11 protein-coding genes are annotated in these 15,385 nt (G+C 64.6%); 7 read left to right on the top strand and 4 right to left on the bottom strand.

Going from position 1 to position 15,385, the window contains the following annotated elements; translation table 11 throughout:
- The first annotated feature begins 163 nt into the window (after nucleotides 1–163).
- The gene (locus NOCJ54_RS0110125; protein ID WP_028655414.1) at nucleotides 164–2,344 is read left to right on the top strand and encodes a glutamine synthetase III family protein; all 2,181 of its coding nucleotides are present in this window, start codon (nucleotides 164–166) and stop codon (nucleotides 2,342–2,344) included.
- Nucleotides 2,345–2,572: 228 nt separating this feature from the next.
- Nucleotides 2,573–3,994 carry a type I glutamate--ammonia ligase gene (gene glnA, locus NOCJ54_RS0110120; RefSeq protein WP_028655413.1) on the top strand — a complete coding sequence of 474 codons (1,422 nt, stop codon included), beginning with the start codon at nucleotides 2,573–2,575 and terminating at the stop codon, nucleotides 3,992–3,994.
- 169 nt (nucleotides 3,995–4,163) lie between these two features.
- On the opposite strand, the gene NOCJ54_RS0110115 is transcribed toward glnA, so the two are convergent.
- The 3 genes from NOCJ54_RS0110115 to NOCJ54_RS0110105 all read right to left on the bottom strand — a co-directional run bounded on the left by NOCJ54_RS0110115 (nucleotide 4,164) and on the right by NOCJ54_RS0110105 (nucleotide 8,274).
- Nucleotides 4,164–5,927, bottom strand: a complete 1,764-nt coding sequence (locus tag NOCJ54_RS0110115) for a hypothetical protein (RefSeq protein ID WP_028655412.1) — start codon at nucleotides 5,925–5,927, stop codon at nucleotides 4,164–4,166.
- A gap of 404 nt (nucleotides 5,928–6,331) precedes the next feature.
- Nucleotides 6,332–7,486, bottom strand: coding sequence for a DUF262 domain-containing protein (locus tag NOCJ54_RS0110110; protein ID WP_028655411.1), 1,155 nt, complete (start codon nucleotides 7,484–7,486; stop codon nucleotides 6,332–6,334).
- Nucleotides 7,483–8,274: an FRG domain-containing protein gene (locus NOCJ54_RS0110105; protein ID WP_157514854.1), complete on the bottom strand. Its 792-nt coding sequence runs from the start codon at nucleotides 8,272–8,274 to the stop codon at nucleotides 7,483–7,485. The genes NOCJ54_RS0110110 and NOCJ54_RS0110105 overlap by 4 nt, the downstream gene beginning before the upstream one ends.
- 267 nt (nucleotides 8,275–8,541) lie before the next feature.
- Here NOCJ54_RS0110105 and NOCJ54_RS0110100 point away from each other — a divergent pair, with 267 nt between their 5' ends.
- Genes NOCJ54_RS0110100 through NOCJ54_RS0110080 form a run of 5 tightly spaced genes read left to right on the top strand, consistent with a single transcriptional unit; the run spans nucleotide 8,542 to nucleotide 14,759 of the window.
- Complete coding sequence (locus NOCJ54_RS0110100) at nucleotides 8,542–10,872, top strand: ATP-binding protein (RefSeq protein ID WP_051485682.1); 2,331 nt, start codon at nucleotides 8,542–8,544, stop codon at nucleotides 10,870–10,872.
- Complete coding sequence (locus NOCJ54_RS0110095) at nucleotides 10,869–12,530, top strand: DEAD/DEAH box helicase family protein (protein ID WP_036517457.1); 1,662 nt, start codon at nucleotides 10,869–10,871, stop codon at nucleotides 12,528–12,530. Before NOCJ54_RS0110100 ends, NOCJ54_RS0110095 begins: the two co-directional genes overlap by 4 nt.
- Before the next feature lie 20 nt (nucleotides 12,531–12,550).
- Nucleotides 12,551–13,153 carry a hypothetical protein gene (locus tag NOCJ54_RS28185; protein WP_157514853.1) on the top strand — a complete coding sequence of 201 codons (603 nt, stop codon included), beginning with the start codon at nucleotides 12,551–12,553 and terminating at the stop codon, nucleotides 13,151–13,153.
- A complete protein-coding gene (locus NOCJ54_RS0110085) occupies nucleotides 13,150–13,593 on the top strand; it encodes a very short patch repair endonuclease (protein WP_028655406.1) in 444 nt (147 codons plus the stop codon). The genes NOCJ54_RS28185 and NOCJ54_RS0110085 overlap by 4 nt, the downstream gene beginning before the upstream one ends.
- The gene (locus NOCJ54_RS0110080) at nucleotides 13,590–14,759 is read left to right on the top strand and encodes a DNA cytosine methyltransferase (RefSeq protein ID WP_157514852.1); all 1,170 of its coding nucleotides are present in this window, start codon (nucleotides 13,590–13,592) and stop codon (nucleotides 14,757–14,759) included. The genes NOCJ54_RS0110085 and NOCJ54_RS0110080 overlap by 4 nt, the downstream gene beginning before the upstream one ends.
- Nucleotides 14,760–14,774: 15 nt before the next feature.
- On the opposite strand, the gene NOCJ54_RS0110075 is transcribed toward NOCJ54_RS0110080, so the two are convergent.
- Entirely contained in the window at nucleotides 14,775–15,101 is a 327-nt protein-coding gene (locus NOCJ54_RS0110075; RefSeq protein ID WP_028655404.1) for a hypothetical protein, read from the bottom strand.
- Nucleotides 15,102–15,385 lie beyond the last annotated feature (284 nt).

Here is a 15,385-nt window from a genome sequence, read left to right as displayed (position 1 = left end):
GCAAGCGTAGGCGAGTGCCAGGTGTGACGGTCGCCACGCTCCCCGGCAGACCTGTTACCTCCCCGAAACATTCGGGACACGGCAGGGACCCGCCCCGTCCGTAGCGTCCGGGACGACGACCGACCAGTGACGCCGCCGAGCCGCGTCCACGCGAGGAGCAGAGATGACCGCCAACCCCGTCCGCCTGGGTGCCATCAAGGACGCGCAGTCCTTCGAGGGCCCGGCCCCCTTCTTCGACGTCGCCGAGAAGACGGGCGAGATCTTCGGCGAGAACGTCTTCTCGCTGGCAGTCATGCAGAAGCGGCTCCCGAAGGCCGTCTTCAAGTCGGTCGCGGCCACGATCCAGAAGGGTGAGCGGCTCGACCCGGCCGTCGCCGACCTCGTCGCCACCGCGATGAAGGACTGGGCGATGGAGCGCGGCGTCACCCACTACGCCCACGTGTTCTACCCGCTGACCGGCCTCACCGCCGAGAAGCACGACTCCTTCCTCGAGCCGGTCGGCGACGGTACGGCGATCTGGGAGTTCTCCGGCAAGACGCTGATCCAGGGCGAGCCCGACGCCTCGTCCTTCCCCAACGGTGGCATCCGGGCGACCTTCGAGGCGCGCGGCTACACCGGCTGGGACGTCCAGTCGCCGGCGTACATCCTCGAGAACGCCAACGGCAACACGCTGTGCATCCCGACCATCTTCGTGTCGATGACCGGCGAGGCGCTCGACCACAAGACCCCGCTGCTGCGCTCGCAGGCCGCGATGGCCGAGCAGGCGCGCCGGGTGCTGGCCCTCTTCGGCCACGAGGACATCGACAACGTGGTGTCCTACTGCGGCCCGGAGCAGGAGTACTTCCTGGTCGACCGCGCGTTCGTGAACTCCCGCCCCGACCTGCTCAACGCGGGCCGGACCCTGTTCGGCGCGAAGCCGCCGAAGGGCCAGGAGTTCGACGACCACTACTTCGGCGCGATCCCCGAGCGCGTGCTGGCGTTCATGCACGACACCGAGCGCGCGCTGCTCAAGCTCGGCATCCCGGCCAAGACCCGCCACAACGAGGTCGCGCCCGGCCAGTTCGAGATCGCCCCGGTCTTCGAGCGCGCCAACCTCGCCTCGGACCACCAGCAGCTGCTGATGAGCACCTTCCGGTCGATCGCCAAGCAGCACGGCATGGAGTGCCTCTTCCACGAGAAGCCGTTCGCCGGCGTCAACGGCTCCGGCAAGCACGTGAACTTCTCCTTCGGCAACGGCAACCAGGGCAATTTCCTCAACCCGGGCGACAACCCGCACGACAACGCGCAGTTCCTGGTCTTCTGCGCCGCGATCATCCGCGCCGTCCACCTGCACGGCGGCCTGCTGCGGCTCACCGTCGCCTCCGCCGGCAACGACCACCGGCTGGGCGCCAACGAGGCTCCCCCGGCGATCATCTCGATCTTCCTCGGCGACCAGCTGGCCGACGTGTTCGACCAGATCGCCAAGGGTGGCGAGGCCACCAGCTCGATGCAGAAGGGCGTGCTGTCCGTCGGCGTCGACACCCTGCCCGACCTCACCCGCGACGCCGGCGACCGCAACCGCACCTCGCCGTTCGCTTTCACCGGCAACCGCTTCGAGTTCCGCGCCGCCGGCTCCAACCAGACCGTCGCCTCCCCGATGGTCATCATCAACACGATCATGGCCGAGGCGCTGGACTTCGCCGCGACCGAGATCGAGGCCGCGATGGCCGCCGGCGCGGAGTTCAACGACGCCGTCGCCGCCCTGCTCAAGACGATCGTCGAGGAGCACGGCGCGGTCATCTTCAACGGCAACGGCTACTCCGAGGAGTGGCACGCCGAGGCAGAGCAGCGTGGCCTGAAGAGCCTCCGTACGACGGTCGACGCGCTCCCCGAGTGGCTGACCCCGGAGTCGAAGGAGCTCTTCTCGAAGTACGGCGTCTTCAACGACGCCGAGCTCGAGTCGCGCTACGAGGTCGGCGTCGAGCAGTACGTGATGACCGTCGGCGTCGAGGCCAACCTGACCTCCGAGATCGCGCGGACGGTCGTGCTCCCGGCGGCGCTGCGCTACCAGACCGAGCTCGCCCAGAACGTGGCCGCCCTCAAGGCAGCTGGCGTCGAGCCCGACCTCGGCACGCTGCAGAAGGTCTCCGCTCCCCTGGCCCGCCTGACCACGGCCGTCGACGCGCTCGACGCGGCCATCGAGGGCGCCCACGAGCACGAGGGCATCGCGGAGGCGGCGTACCTGCGCGACGTGGTGCTCGCCGCCATGGGTGACGTCCGCGCGGCCGCCGACGAGCTCGAGGGCCTGGTGGCCGACGACCTGTGGCCGCTGCCGACCTACCAGGAGATGCTCTACATCCGCTGACCCTGCACCACCTGCACCGCCTCGGCCCGACGGCCACGCCCCCTGCTGGCGTGGCCGTCGGGTCATTTGAGAATCTGTTACACGGCAGAAACATTTCAGTGACGGTCGGGAAACTGCCTGTTCGGTAGGTTGCTGGGCAGGAGAAGCGACGCGACGGAGCGCCGCCGGTCCAGAACCGACACCGGCTGACCGAATGGCTCGCCGCGGAGCGCAGCCAAGGAGGAACGAATGTTCAACAACAGCGAAGAGCTGCTCAAGTTCATCAAGGACGAGGGCGTCGAGATGATCGACGTCCGCTTCTGCGACCTGCCGGGCGTGATGCAGCACTTCACCGTGCCCGCCTCGTCCTTCGACCAGTCCGTCTTCGACGACGGTCTCGGCTTCGACGGCTCCTCGATCCGTGGCTTCCAGGCGATCAACGAGTCGGACATGTCGCTGTTCCCGGACCCGACGACGGCGTACGTCGACCCGTTCCGCAAGGCGAAGACGCTCAACGTCAACTTCTTCATCCACGACCCGATCACGGGCGAGGCGTACTCACGCGACCCGCGCAACATCGCGAAGAAGGCGCTGGCGTACCTCTCCAGCACCGGCATCGCGGACACCGCGTTCTTCGCCCCCGAGGCCGAGTTCTACATCTTCGACAACGTCCGCTACTCCACGGGCGTCAACGAGGGCTACTACCACATCGACTCCGTCGAGGGCTGGTGGAACTCGGGCAAGAACGACGAGCACAACCGCGGCTACAAGACCCGGCTCAAGGGTGGCTACTTCCCCGTCGAGCCGTACGACCACTACAGCGACCTCCGCGGCGACATGGTCAAGAACCTCGAGCTCTGCGGCCTCCAGGTCGAGCGCGCCCACCACGAGGTCGGCACCGCGGGCCAGGCCGAGATCAACTACAAGTTCGACACGCTGCTGCGCGCCGCCGACGACGTGATGAAGTTCAAGTACCTCATCAAGAACACCGCGTGGGAGCAGGGCAAGTCGGTCACCTTCATGCCGAAGCCGATCTTCGGTGACAACGGCTCCGGCATGCACGTCCACCAGTCCCTCTGGAAGGACGGCGAGCCGCTCTTCTACGACGAGACCGGCTACGGCGGCCTCTCGGACCTCGCGCGCTGGTACATCGGCGGCATCCTCGAGCACGCCCCGGCGCTGCTCGCCTTCACCAACCCTACGGTGAACTCCTACCACCGCCTGGTGCCGGGCTACGAGGCCCCGATCTCGCTGGTCTACTCCTCGCGCAACCGCTCCGCCTCGGTCCGCATCCCGATCACGGGCACGAACCCGAAGGCCAAGCGCATCGAGACCCGCTTCCCCGACCCGTCGGCGAACCCGTACCTCGCCTTCTCGGCCCTGATGCTCGCCGGCCTCGACGGCATCCAGAACAAGATCGAGCCGGCCGCCCCGATCGACAAGGACATCTACGAGCTCCCGCCGGACGAGATGGCCGAGATCGCCCAGGTGCCGACCTCGCTCGGTGCCGTGCTCGACGCGCTGGAGGCCGACCACGACTTCCTCACCGTCGGCAACGTGTTCACCCCCGACCTCATCGAGACCTGGGTGGACTACAAGCGGGCCAACGAGATCGCCCCGGTCCAGCTGCGCCCGCACCCGCACGAGTTCGAGCTGTACTACGACATTTAGTCCGGCGTGGGTAATGCCCACCGGCTAGGTGCCTGAAAACGGCCCCTGACCTGCGAAGACACCTTCCAACGTCTTCCAGCGTCAGGGGTCGTTTCTCGTTCTTCTGCGGCCCCAGTGCGGCCCACGTGACTGGTCAACTGCAGCGCTGTTCGGGCCACGTGATCGGGTGTCACAGGGTGCGGAACGCCAAGTCTTTGGGAGCCTTCCGCAGTCTGGGCTGACGTTCGTTTGGATCTCGGGTGTCGTCCTCGGAAACGAGCGGGTGCCTAGGGACTGGACCCCAGTTCTCCCACTGCATGCGAAGGCGTGCGAACTCGCTGCGGTGCTCTGCGAGGCGCGCACGGGTCGGACGCTGCTGGGTGATCCAGGTGCGAAGGGCTGCGACGGAACCGGCGACGCTGTCGAGACGTGGCGCCGGGGTGCCGAGATGCTGCCTCGTAGCTCGAACGGCAAGCTCCACAACGTGAAGCCTCGTATCGATAAGGGAGCGATCCTCCTCCTCCCAGACTTCGGGGCTGCCATCGATGATGCCGACCGCGTCATCGACCGCAATCCACGCGGCGGAGCGGATGGCAACGTTGTGTTGCTCGATACGCATGCGGGCGTCGAGGTTGGCTGGCAAGAAGGTCGCCAGGGGGATCTGGTCGAGGTTGGCAACCGCGAACTCCCAGGCCGGCATGGTCGCAGCGAGCGCGTCGGCAGACACGGAGATCATGACCTCACCCCCCGAGTCCCGGACAGAGAAGCTCTCGACGCTGGGCAAGAGCCGGCGCGAAAGCACGAGTGCCTGGATGCAGGGATTTACATCGGTGAGCCCGAGCCGCTCAACGCTCAGCGACGCGTGGCGTGTGTTCAGGCTCGCGTCGAGGAGGCGAAGACGGTTCGTCCCGAAGAACGCCTGAACCCGCCGCCACGTGGGCATTCTGCCCGGCTCGTCGTGTTCGGGCAGCGGCGGCACCGGGCCCGAGAGATCAAGAAATCGGATGGCAGCCAGTCCCGCCTCACAGCCCGCTACAAAGCACTGGGCAAGCTCGGCGCTGTCCACGACCTGCTGCGCGGAAATCTGGACGCCTTCGGTCACGAAGTGTTCTGCGAAGCCGTCCCACACCAACGTCTCGTGAGCCTCGCCGTTCCTTAGCTCTGGAATCACGACTCGGGCGGTGACGTGGCCCAGCCGGCCCCCAGCAGCAACGAGCCGATCACGGAGCACGCCCAAGGTCGGCGGGTCGCTCCACGTCCCTTCGCCAAGGCAGAACATCGCCCAAGAGAACTGTCTGAAGGGACCCTCTACAAGCCGCTTGTAGCTGTCCGCGAGCGCATTTGCCCGCGTCTCGTCCGACTCCCCCGCATCCCTGACCAGTTGAGAGGCGCGAGCGGCGGCGCTCGTCGCGCGCCGCATGGCTGGCTCCATGAGCGTGAGGTGGCTGCGAACAGCAATGCCGGTCTCGTGATCGGCCGAGAGGAAACGACCGATCAACTCGTCCATTTCAACGTACGCGGTCGCAGGGTCTACACGCGACACGATCTCCCCAACGACCGTGACGGCGGCAAGGACATCTGTCAGAGCGGGCACACCCAGTGAGGCCAGGTGCGGCAACAGGCGTGGCAGCAGGTCATTGCCCCTATACGCATAGTGCGCAAGCACCCACTCCGCTCGAAACTCGCCTGTCTCATCGATGGGAGGATCCGGCATCGCGAACGCCTCGCAGAGCGCAGCCCTCACACCCGCGCAGCCTCCTACGGCAGTCCACCGCTCAGCCTCATCACGGAGGACGAGATCGACCTCGACCTCATCCCCAGCGAGCAGGCGCTCCGCTACATCATTCAAGCGACGATCCACGAGGGTGAGCAGCCGCTCGGCTGCCTCGTGGTCGAAGGGCGCGAACGGCTGGAGCGCGAGGAAGTGGGAAACCACCGCGGTCGCCTCGCTCATGACATGCTCCACGCCCTGCCGGCACGCATCAAAGCCTGCGGAGAGTGACGGCGCAACCGATGCGAGGTCTACGATCGCGGAGGTCAGGGCACCGATGCGTGTCGCCCAGGCGCCCGAGGGAATCGGCAGCGAGTGCGTCGTTCGTAGTTCGACGGTCGAGTACGAACGCGCCATTAGCGGATCTACGAGTCGCTCACGCGCACTCGACGGCAATGTCACCGTCCCACTATGAACGGCCTGCATGTGGCTACAGCCGTTTCGGTCAATGGCGACTCAGGTACCGCCGATGCTGTCCGCATCTAGGTCTCCTCACATCGTCGGCTCGATACGGGTGGGCCCGAGTTGGCGGTGGACGCGAATCTGGATCCACGCGCGCTTGGGTGGCATGTGCACGGTGGGCGTACTCAGGATTCCTCTGTCTCGTCCCGGTCCGGCAGTTCGCCGTCGCCGAGTCCGTCGAGGCCAGGCAACGGGTCGCCCGCAGTGTGCCCGCCAACGTAGGCCACAAGGATCTCCGCCCGCCGCGCGAGCGCGCGCCCGTCGTTCGTCGACTGGACGAAAACGTTGTACTCGCGGAGCCTCGCGTTGGCGGGTCTGGTGTATTCCGGATCATCCTCGGCCATCTGCGCTGCCTTGCGTCTGAGATCCTCGAATTCAGCCAGCATTCCGCGATTGACCTGATCAGCAAAGGTCTTAGTAAGGAACGCGATGTAATAGACGACGACGGTGCCGATCGAGGCGAGAAGTCGATCGTCTCGCTCGAAGATCTTGACCATTCGATCGAGAGTCCGCTCGGCGTTCGCCTTGTAGCCGTCCATGTCTGCGGCGGCGATTCGAGGCGACGCACCCCGCGTCGCCACGAAGAGGTCGTAGAGGGTGTCCGCCTTCGTATCGACGATCTTCCCGCGTGTCGCCAGCTGATGCTCGATGGCCAAGAACTTCGCGCCTAGTTCGCGGTACTTGTACCGGGCGCTGCGGATGGGCGAGTGGGCGATCAACAGCTGATGTTCAGCAAGCGCGTTCGCGGCATCCCTAGTCGGTCCGGTCAGTGCGTTCCGGCGTTCTGCGGCGTTGAGAGAAGTCGACGCGTTTAGGCGCTGGAACATTTCTTCAATCAGGTCGCCGCTGTCGCTGCTGACCCTGACGATTGGCAACTCGTAATCCAGAAACCGACGCGCGAGCTGTGGATACTGCTCTTCTAGGTCCGGAAGCGTCATGCCTGCAGCTCTGACGGTTTCGTCTTCGAAATAAAGAAAGTCCTCCGCCAACGCGAGTTGACCCGCGAGAAACGCAAGGATGGCTCCCAGGCGCTGCTTCCCGTCGATGACAGCATATTGATACGCGAGGCCATCAGGCCCAACTCTTCGCGCGGTCGCGGCCTCAAAGTACAGCTTCGGCACGTCTAGACCGTTGATGATCGAGTCAATCAGGACGCTCCGAGCGGTGGGTTTCCAGACGTCGCCCTCACGTTGATAGGGCGGGTCCAGGTCCACCACGTTCTTCATACGCAGGAACCGCGAGACGCTGATCTCCGGCAGGAGTTCGGTCCTGATTTTCATGCCACGCCCCGCCCATGACCGTCCTTGATGCGGATCGCTATGCGATCGAGGTCTCGGTAGATCGAGACCTCGTTAAAGCCGAGGGCATCGAGCTGCTCACGGAGGTGTGCCTTGGTATCCCCGGGAATGGTGAAGGACTGCAACGCGCGCGCCTTTCTCAAGGGTTCGGGATCGGCGGTAGCCGCCGGAAGCTGCGCCACGGTGAAGGTTCCGGTCTGGAAGCGAATCCTGTCGAATACCAGGGGCGCGATCACGGCGCGGGGCTTCGAAGGGTTCTCAGCATCTCTTCCAGGCAGGTAGTCCCGGAGCTTGCCATCTGCGTCCGACAACAGTCGGGGATGCCCGCCGTCGCTGTCCCCCGCTTCGACGTTCAGATCGTTGGGATGGAGGACGAAGAACTCTCCGTCGGTCTCGACGCCGGTCTTATCGGAGTCTGGTCCCACCTCGCACGCGAAGAACAGCGCCACGAGTGGCCCCTGCGACCAGTCAAGGAGTCGAGTTGGCAGAGCGTGGTGTTGGGCGAAGGTGATCCAGCCCCATTCGTCGAATGCGTACTGCAATCCGGCGGCGGCAGCTTCTTGGCGAAATCTGGCGAGCATGGCTCGCTCACCGGTTCGGTGGCGCTCCACTCGGTAGGCGGATGCTTCAAGCCGCCAACTGAGGTCGCGATGACCTCGGTACCACACTTCGCGGCCGTCCGCCGTGATCGGTGCCAGCACCCGCATGAGGTCCTCCACCGAACCGATCGTCGGAATGGCAGGTTCGTCATCGGCGGCCACATCAATCACGGCCGTCAAGTTAGCAGCCGGATCTTGGCCGCGAGGGTCGATCACTCGCGCCAGTGCGAAGCGCTCGACGCGTGGTCGAACGAGGCAGCGAGAGTGGCGACCGGGGTTCCTGCACTGGGCACAACGAGTGGGGCGCGGCGGCGGCTCCCACGCGAGCGCATCCTTCGGTCGTTACGGGCCGTTTTGGTCAGCTGTGTCGGACGCGGCGGTTAGGGTCGGACAGTCGCATCCAGACAGAGCAGACGAGGGTCGAGGGAAGGGTCAACTGTGGTCGATGAGGAGGTCTCCATCGGCGGGGAGAGCATCGATGTAACGCCGCATCCACGGCTGTTGGCGGTGCTCGGTGACATCGAGTTCGCGCCGTGGCAGTGTCTGGCCGAGCTGATCGACAACGCCTTCGACGACTTCCTGTCGGACCCGCCGGAGGACGACACGCCGACGGTCACCATCAGCCTTCCCAGCCGCAACTCTGACCACCGGGACGCGCAGGTGTGGATCAGCGACAACGGCCGGGGTATGAGCCTCGATCATCTCAACATGGCGCTGTCGGCCGGATGGTCGAGCAATGCGCGCTACGGCAAGCTCGGATTGTTCGGCATGGGCTTCAACATCGCCACGGCTCGACTCGGCAATACGACCCAGGTACGCACGACCCGCGCCGGGGACTCCGAGTGGGTGAGCGTCACTCTGGACCTCCGGAAGATGGCTACCCAGGACAACTTCGTCGTTCCCGTCATCCGTGAGCCCAAGGATGATCCGGCTGAGCACGGAACCCAGGTCATCGTCAGCGATCTGAAGCAGGAGCAGCACGACCTGCTGTCGCGCCAGCAGACCAAGATCCGGGATCTACTCGGCGATGTGTACTCCTATCTCCTGCGCGAGCGTGACTTCTCGCTCCGGGTCGACGGCAAGGCCGTGCAGCCGTTGTTGCCATGCGTCTGGAACAAGGACCGGTTCGTGGTCCAGCGGGGAGTCAAGTACCCGGCATATATCGAAATCGATAAGGAGTTGCCGTCGCTGAAAGCCTGCCACGACTGCGGCCGTTGGCAGGACCTCACGGTCCGCGAGTGTGAGGAGTGCGGCAGTCCGGAGCTCGAGGAACGCGAGCGCCGGATCAGGGGATGGCTGGGCATCCAGCGCTACTCCCACAAGTCTGACTTCGGCATCGACTTCTTGCGTAACGGTCGCAAGATTCTCGTTCGTGACGTGCGGATCTTCGCGTGGGAGGACCCCAACGAACTCGGAGCTCGCCCTGAGAGCGAGTATCCGATCGAGGTGCCCAACGAAGGCAGGATCGTGGGCGAGATCCACATCGATCACGTGCGCGTCAACTATCAGAAGAACGCCTTTGAGTACAACACAATCGAGTGGAAGCAGGTTGTGCGCACGCTGCGCGGGGACGGTCCTCTCCGGCCGAACATCGCACGCGACGCCGGTTACCCGCCCAACGAATCACCGATCGGTCGTCTCTTCACCGGTTACCGACGGCTCGACCCCGGCCTTAAGTACCTGGTCCCCGGAGACGGTGATCACGCGATCCATGAGAAGGCCCGTGAGTGGGCGAAGCTGTTCCGCAAGGGCGACCCCGAGTACCAGGACGATCACATCTGGTACGAGCAGGCGAAGCAGCACGACGAGCCGAAGGTCATCGTGCCTCCCGAATCAACCGGTCCCGGAGACGGCGACGACGACGCTCGATCCCGGCTTGACATCCCCGATCCAACTGACTCACAGCCGCAGCCCGAGGACCCGACCCCACCACGTGAGACCGAGGATCAGAAGCAGGAGCGGTACCGCCAGCAGGGAGAGGTCCTCCACGACATCTCGGGCGAGTATTCGCTGCCCGGATTCGGGAATGCTCTGAAGGTGACTGTCTACGGCCTGAACGGCACCGAGGTCTCGGACACGAACGGTCAGCGGGTCCCCGTCTACGTTCAGCAGCAGCGCGGAACCGACGTTCACGTGTTCGTGGACTTCGGCCACAGTCTCTTCACTGACTTTGGCGCAGACCCGCGTGAGTACGCCGTCCTCGGCGTGGCTGAGCACATCCGAGATCGTCGAGGCAGCACACAGGCGCTCAGCTCAATCATCGCTGACCTGATGGATCGTTGCCTTCCCGACCAGAAGGTGACACCGACGGCGCTCGGCGGCGCGGCGCACGCCTTGCTCGATCGCGTCCGGAGCACGATGCGACCAGTGATCTCGGGCAACTCGGAGGGTTTCTGGGGCTACGTGATGGAGCCTGAGCAGGCAGCCGCCGAGCAGCGTTTCGCTCAGGAGGGGATGGACGCCGACTGGCAGGACGCTCGTGAGAGCGGCGCCTGGATCCTGTACGCGTCGTCCGCCGCGCTCTCCCGCCTCATCCAGCAGCGTCCTGGAGAATTCCTCGATGGCCGAGTGTTCCGTGCCCCCTACCAGACGTTCACGGACAGCCACGCCCGTGCGCTCACGGTCAACCGTCTGATTGGGTACTTGAACGATGCCGGCCAGTTGGCGGAGCACCAGACACGTCGGCGGCCCGATGAGCTCAACCGCGGTCGGTTGAGTTGCCGCCTGCTTGAAGCCGAGCTGGTTGATGCACCCGAGGACTCGTCGTGAACGATTCCTTCGTCGATCCACGGCACCTGATTCTTGGGGGTGAGCGTCGGTTCACGACGCAGGTCGAACGACTCCTTGGCCTCCTGAGGTACAGCGACATATCGAATATCGACGGCGCCGGCGACGAGGGCGGCGACCTGCTCGCCACGATTGCCGGGCAGACGTGGGTGTTCCAGGCCAAGTGGCAGAAGCAGGGCAGCGTTCCGAAGAGTGCGGTCGATGAGGTCTCCAACGCGATGGACCACTACCGCGCCAACCGCGGCGTTGTCGTCACCAACGTTCGGCCCAGCCGAGACGCTATTGCGCGCGCTCAGGTCCTGGCTCGCACGGGTCAGCGCATCGACTTCTGGACCGGCGCCGACCTGCTGCAGCTCTGGGAGCAGGCTGCGGACCAGCCGGTTCGAATCCGACTTCGGGACTACCAGAGCGAAGCCGTCGCCTCGTTGATAGAAGACCTCGACACCGAGGGCCGCGCGCTCCTCGTGCTCGCCACGGGCTTGGGGAAGACCGTCGTCGGCGGCGAGGTCATCGCTCACCACCTCTCACTGGACCCGAAGGCGGACATCCTGGTCACGGCTCATACCAAGGACCTGGTCGCGCAACTAGAGCGCGCACTCTGGCGACACCTGCCGAAGACCGTGAGGACCCAGGTTCTGACGGGAGACGAGAAGCCGAAGGACTTGCGCGGGGTCACGTTCGCGACCGTTGCGAGTGCCCTCAACGTGGCGCTCGCTGGATACCGACCGTCCTTGGTCATGGTCGATGAGACTCACCATGTGGGAGAGGACGGCCAGTACGGACAGCTGCTGGCCGAGTTGAGCGACTCAAGCCAGTTCGGGGTCACCGCGACCCCGTGGCGTGGTGACAAGTACGACATCGAGAGCCATTTCGGGCCCGCTTCGTACAAGTTGGGCATCGGCGAGGGGATGCGCCTCGGCTATCTCGCCCAAGTTGACTACCGGTTGTTCCTGGACAACATCGATTGGGATGTCGTCAAGGACGTGTCACGGCGCTCGTACTCGATGAAGGAGCTCAACTCGAAGTTGTTCTTGCCGCAGCGAGACGAGGCGATCCTTGACGAACTGAGCGCTGCCTGGCGGTCGACACTCGATCCGCGGGCCATCGTGTTCTGCCAGACCAAGGAACACGCAGAGCGCATGGCGGAACTGATCCGCCGCTCGCCGGAGTGGTCGAACGCCCAGGCCATCCATGAGGGGCTGAAGGTTCGCGATCGACAACTTCGCCTTCTCGACTTTCGTTCCGGCCGGGTTCCGATTCTGACTGCCGTCGACATCCTGAACGAGGGCGTAGACGTGCCCGATGTGAACATCATCTGCTTCGCCCGCGTCACCCACAGTCGTCGGATCTTTGTCCAGCAACTGGGGCGTGGCCTGCGGCTCCGCGAGGGCAAGCACAAGGTGATCGCACTCGACTTCGTCAGTGACCTGCGTCGTGTTGCTGCCCTCCTCAACCTGCGTCGGCAGACCAATGCGGATGAGATTGAGGTCGTCCCCGACGTGCCGCAACCGGAGATCAGCTTCAACGACGCTCGGGCCGAGTCTCTACTCGAGCAGTGGATTCTTGACGCTGCTGACCTTGAGACCGCGAACGATGACGCACGTCTCCAGTTCCTCGACCCGGACCTCCCCGCATCATGAGTGCCGCAGAATCGCGCCGCGTGCCGAAGGATCAGATCGACGGTGTGGTCAAGGCTCTCTACGACGCAGCAGATCGGCTCGACTGGGAGCACCTGCCCGCCAGCAATCGGACCGCGCAGTACGACGATTGGGTGACCGATCCTGAGATCGGCGGCGTCCTCACCAAATACATGAGCGCCGAGAACGCCCGCTCGTGGATCAAAGACGGCCCGATGAAGGAGTACGGACGGGCTCGACTGGGAGCTGGGAGGTATGCGAGGTTCGGCTCCACCGTCGGACCCACCGCTGAGCAACTCGTCCAGCACGTTCTAGGCTCCGACTCCGTCGTCCTCGACAACAGCACGGGGGTCAAGCCGTTCCACTGCCTCGCCAGAGTCGACGGCACGACGACCTACGTGGTGTGGGACGCGGCCAAGAACCTCCGTCACCTGGTGTGGGCGACAATCAACCACCTCGCGGGCAACCCGAGCCACGAGGGGTGCGTCGTGATCTTAGAGACCTTGGATCACCCGGTCACTCGGGGAGAGAAGGCACACCACAAGCGGATCGCTGAGCGCTGTTCTATCGCGATTAAGTACTACCGCGTGGCTTCTCGCCAGCCGAAAGGCGGTGAGCAGGCGTGACGCGCGATCCCGAAGTGACCTCCCGGATCATGTCTGCAGTCAGGCATACCGGGACCCGACCCGAAATGGCTCTGCGCCGTGAGCTGCACAAGAGAGGACTCCGCTTCCGCGTGTCAACGAATCTGGTGGGCAAGCCCGACATCGTGTTCGGGCCAGCCCGGGTCGCCTGCTTTGTGGATGGCGACCGTTGGCACGGCAACGGATGGCGGATCCGTGGCTACAAGTCCTTCGAGGACGAATTCCGCCACGCAAACTCTGACTTCTGGAAGACCAAGATCAGCCGCAACATGCGGCGAGACGAGCAGGTCACCCAGACGCTCTCCGACGACGGCTGGTTGGTGATGCGTGTCTGGGCATCCGAAGTCGAGCGTGATGTCGAATCGGCGGCTGATCAGGTCGAGCGTGCCGTTCGCAGTCGGCGGAAGGCCGTCGGCCGATGAGCAACTCGTTGACCTCAGTGGAGTTGTTCGCGGGCGGAGGCGGAATGGCCCTCGGGACGCGGAATGCCGGGTTCGAGCACCTTGCGCTGGTCGAGTGGTACAAGCCCGCCGCCGCGATCCTTCGACACAACGCAGAGCTGCACCCGAGCCTCTGGAACATGGACGATGTGCACGAGAAGGACGTCCGCATCTGGCTAAATCAGACGGACCTCAAGGAAGGGCAGGTCGACCTAGTAGCGGGCGGGCCCCCGTGCCAGCCGTTCTCGCTGGCGGGTGTGCACGCTGGTGACGAGGACGATCGAAACATGTTTCCGGCTGCACTGGACGTCGTCCGCAAGCTTCGTCCGAAGTTCGTGATCTTCGAAAACGTCCCAGGGCTCACGCGCCCGTCCTTCTCTCCGTACTTCTCCTACATCCGGCATCAGCTTGAGAAGCCGACGGTTACCCCCAACGCGGACGAACTGTGGGTAGAGCATGATGCTCGGATCCAGAAGGCCCGCCCACGGTCGTTGCGCTACCACGTCACGCAGCACCTCATCGACGCTGCTGACTTCGGTCTCCCCCAGAACCGGCGCCGTGTCTTTCTGATCGGGATCCGAACTGATCTTCCAAACGCTGATACCTGGCCGGACCAGATCGACGGCGAGTTCAGCCGTGATGCGCTGCTCTACGACCAATGGGTCACGGGCGACTACTGGACCTCACACGGCATGGCAATGCCTGTACTGCCTGACGGCATGGAGGAGCGCAAGCGCGTACTAAAGGAGCTAGGTCGGCCGGAAAAGGCGCGCTGGCAGACCATCCGCGACGCAGTTGTCGGGCTACCGGAGCCCGTTGACGGCATAGATGCCGAGGGCTTCACGAACCATCGAGGGATTCCCGGTGCTCGTGCCTACCCGAAGCACTCGGGAAGTCCCTTCGACTGGCCGGCCAAGACGATCAAGGCCGGAGTCCATGGAGTCAGCGGTGGCGAGGCAATGATTCGGTTCGACGACAACTCGCTGCGCTACTTGACCGTGCGCGAGTCGGCTCGGATCCAGGGTTTCCCTGATTCCTATGAGTTTCCGGTTGCCCGTTCCCGCAGCATGGGTGCAATCGGAAACGCTGTCGCCGTGCCGATCGCGGAGTTGCTCGCCCGACGCCTCCGGAACCACGTGGGACTCTGACGCCCGGGCAGCGGTTTACGCCTCGGCGCCCTCTACCCAGGTCCACCCGGTTAAGTCGAAGATCGCCCGTCCGTCGGGAAGCGTGCCCACCTTCGGAAACTCGTCCGCAGGCTCGTCGTCGTCGGACCGGCTGCAAACTAGGGTGTCTCCCACCTCAGTGGCCCAGCCCCAGATCCCGTTCGGATCATTCCGTCTCCACGCGTCAAGGAAGCTGCCGAAGGCGTCTGCGGTCGCAAGGGGCCGGAGCCATCCGTTCCAACGCTCGTTGAGGACCGAGACGACCCTCAACCCCAGCTCAGGGACGTGGTTCTCAGGGGCGCTGTCGAGGTAGACGATGGTCACCCGACGATTGTCGACTTCGTCAAGCACATGTGCCACCGATCTGAGAAAGCCGTCTGCTTGACGCGATAGTGATTGCAAACCTTCGCACGCAGCCAGTGGCCTCGAGGCAGGAAGCCACCGCGAACTTGATCGTGTCCCACGCGAGGACCAAGACGAGCAGGTTCAACCAGCCCGGCGCGCCACTGGAGATTGCCAACGTCAGACCTTGAATCGCCATGAGCAAGAAGAGCGCAAGCACAACGAGAGTCGCGCATCCCCTACAGCTAGGCCCCGCTCGGCGGACG

Origin of the sequence: Nocardioides sp. J54, assembly GCF_000519005.1 — a bacterium.
Classification (GTDB): Bacteria; Actinomycetota; Actinomycetes; order Propionibacteriales; family Nocardioidaceae; genus Nocardioides.
Note: the sequence above shows the minus strand (reverse complement) of the source record. Positions and strands in the feature narration are given on the sequence as shown.

What these genes read in the sequence shown, in the direction of transcription:
- glnA (WP_028655413.1), top strand. Translation starts at nt 2,573, where the DNA reads ATGTTCAACAACAGCGAAGAGCTGCTCAAGTTCATCAAGGACGAGGGC.
- NOCJ54_RS0110110 (WP_028655411.1), bottom strand. Translation starts at nt 7,486, where the DNA reads ATGAAAATCAGGACCGAACTCCTGCCGGAGATCAGCGTCTCGCGGTTC.
- NOCJ54_RS0110125 (WP_028655414.1), top strand. Translation starts at nt 164, where the DNA reads ATGACCGCCAACCCCGTCCGCCTGGGTGCCATCAAGGACGCGCAGTCC.
- NOCJ54_RS0110080 (WP_157514852.1), top strand. Translation starts at nt 13,590, where the DNA reads ATGAGCAACTCGTTGACCTCAGTGGAGTTGTTCGCGGGCGGAGGCGGA.
- NOCJ54_RS0110115 (WP_028655412.1), bottom strand. Translation starts at nt 5,927, where the DNA reads ATGAGCGAGGCGACCGCGGTGGTTTCCCACTTCCTCGCGCTCCAGCCG.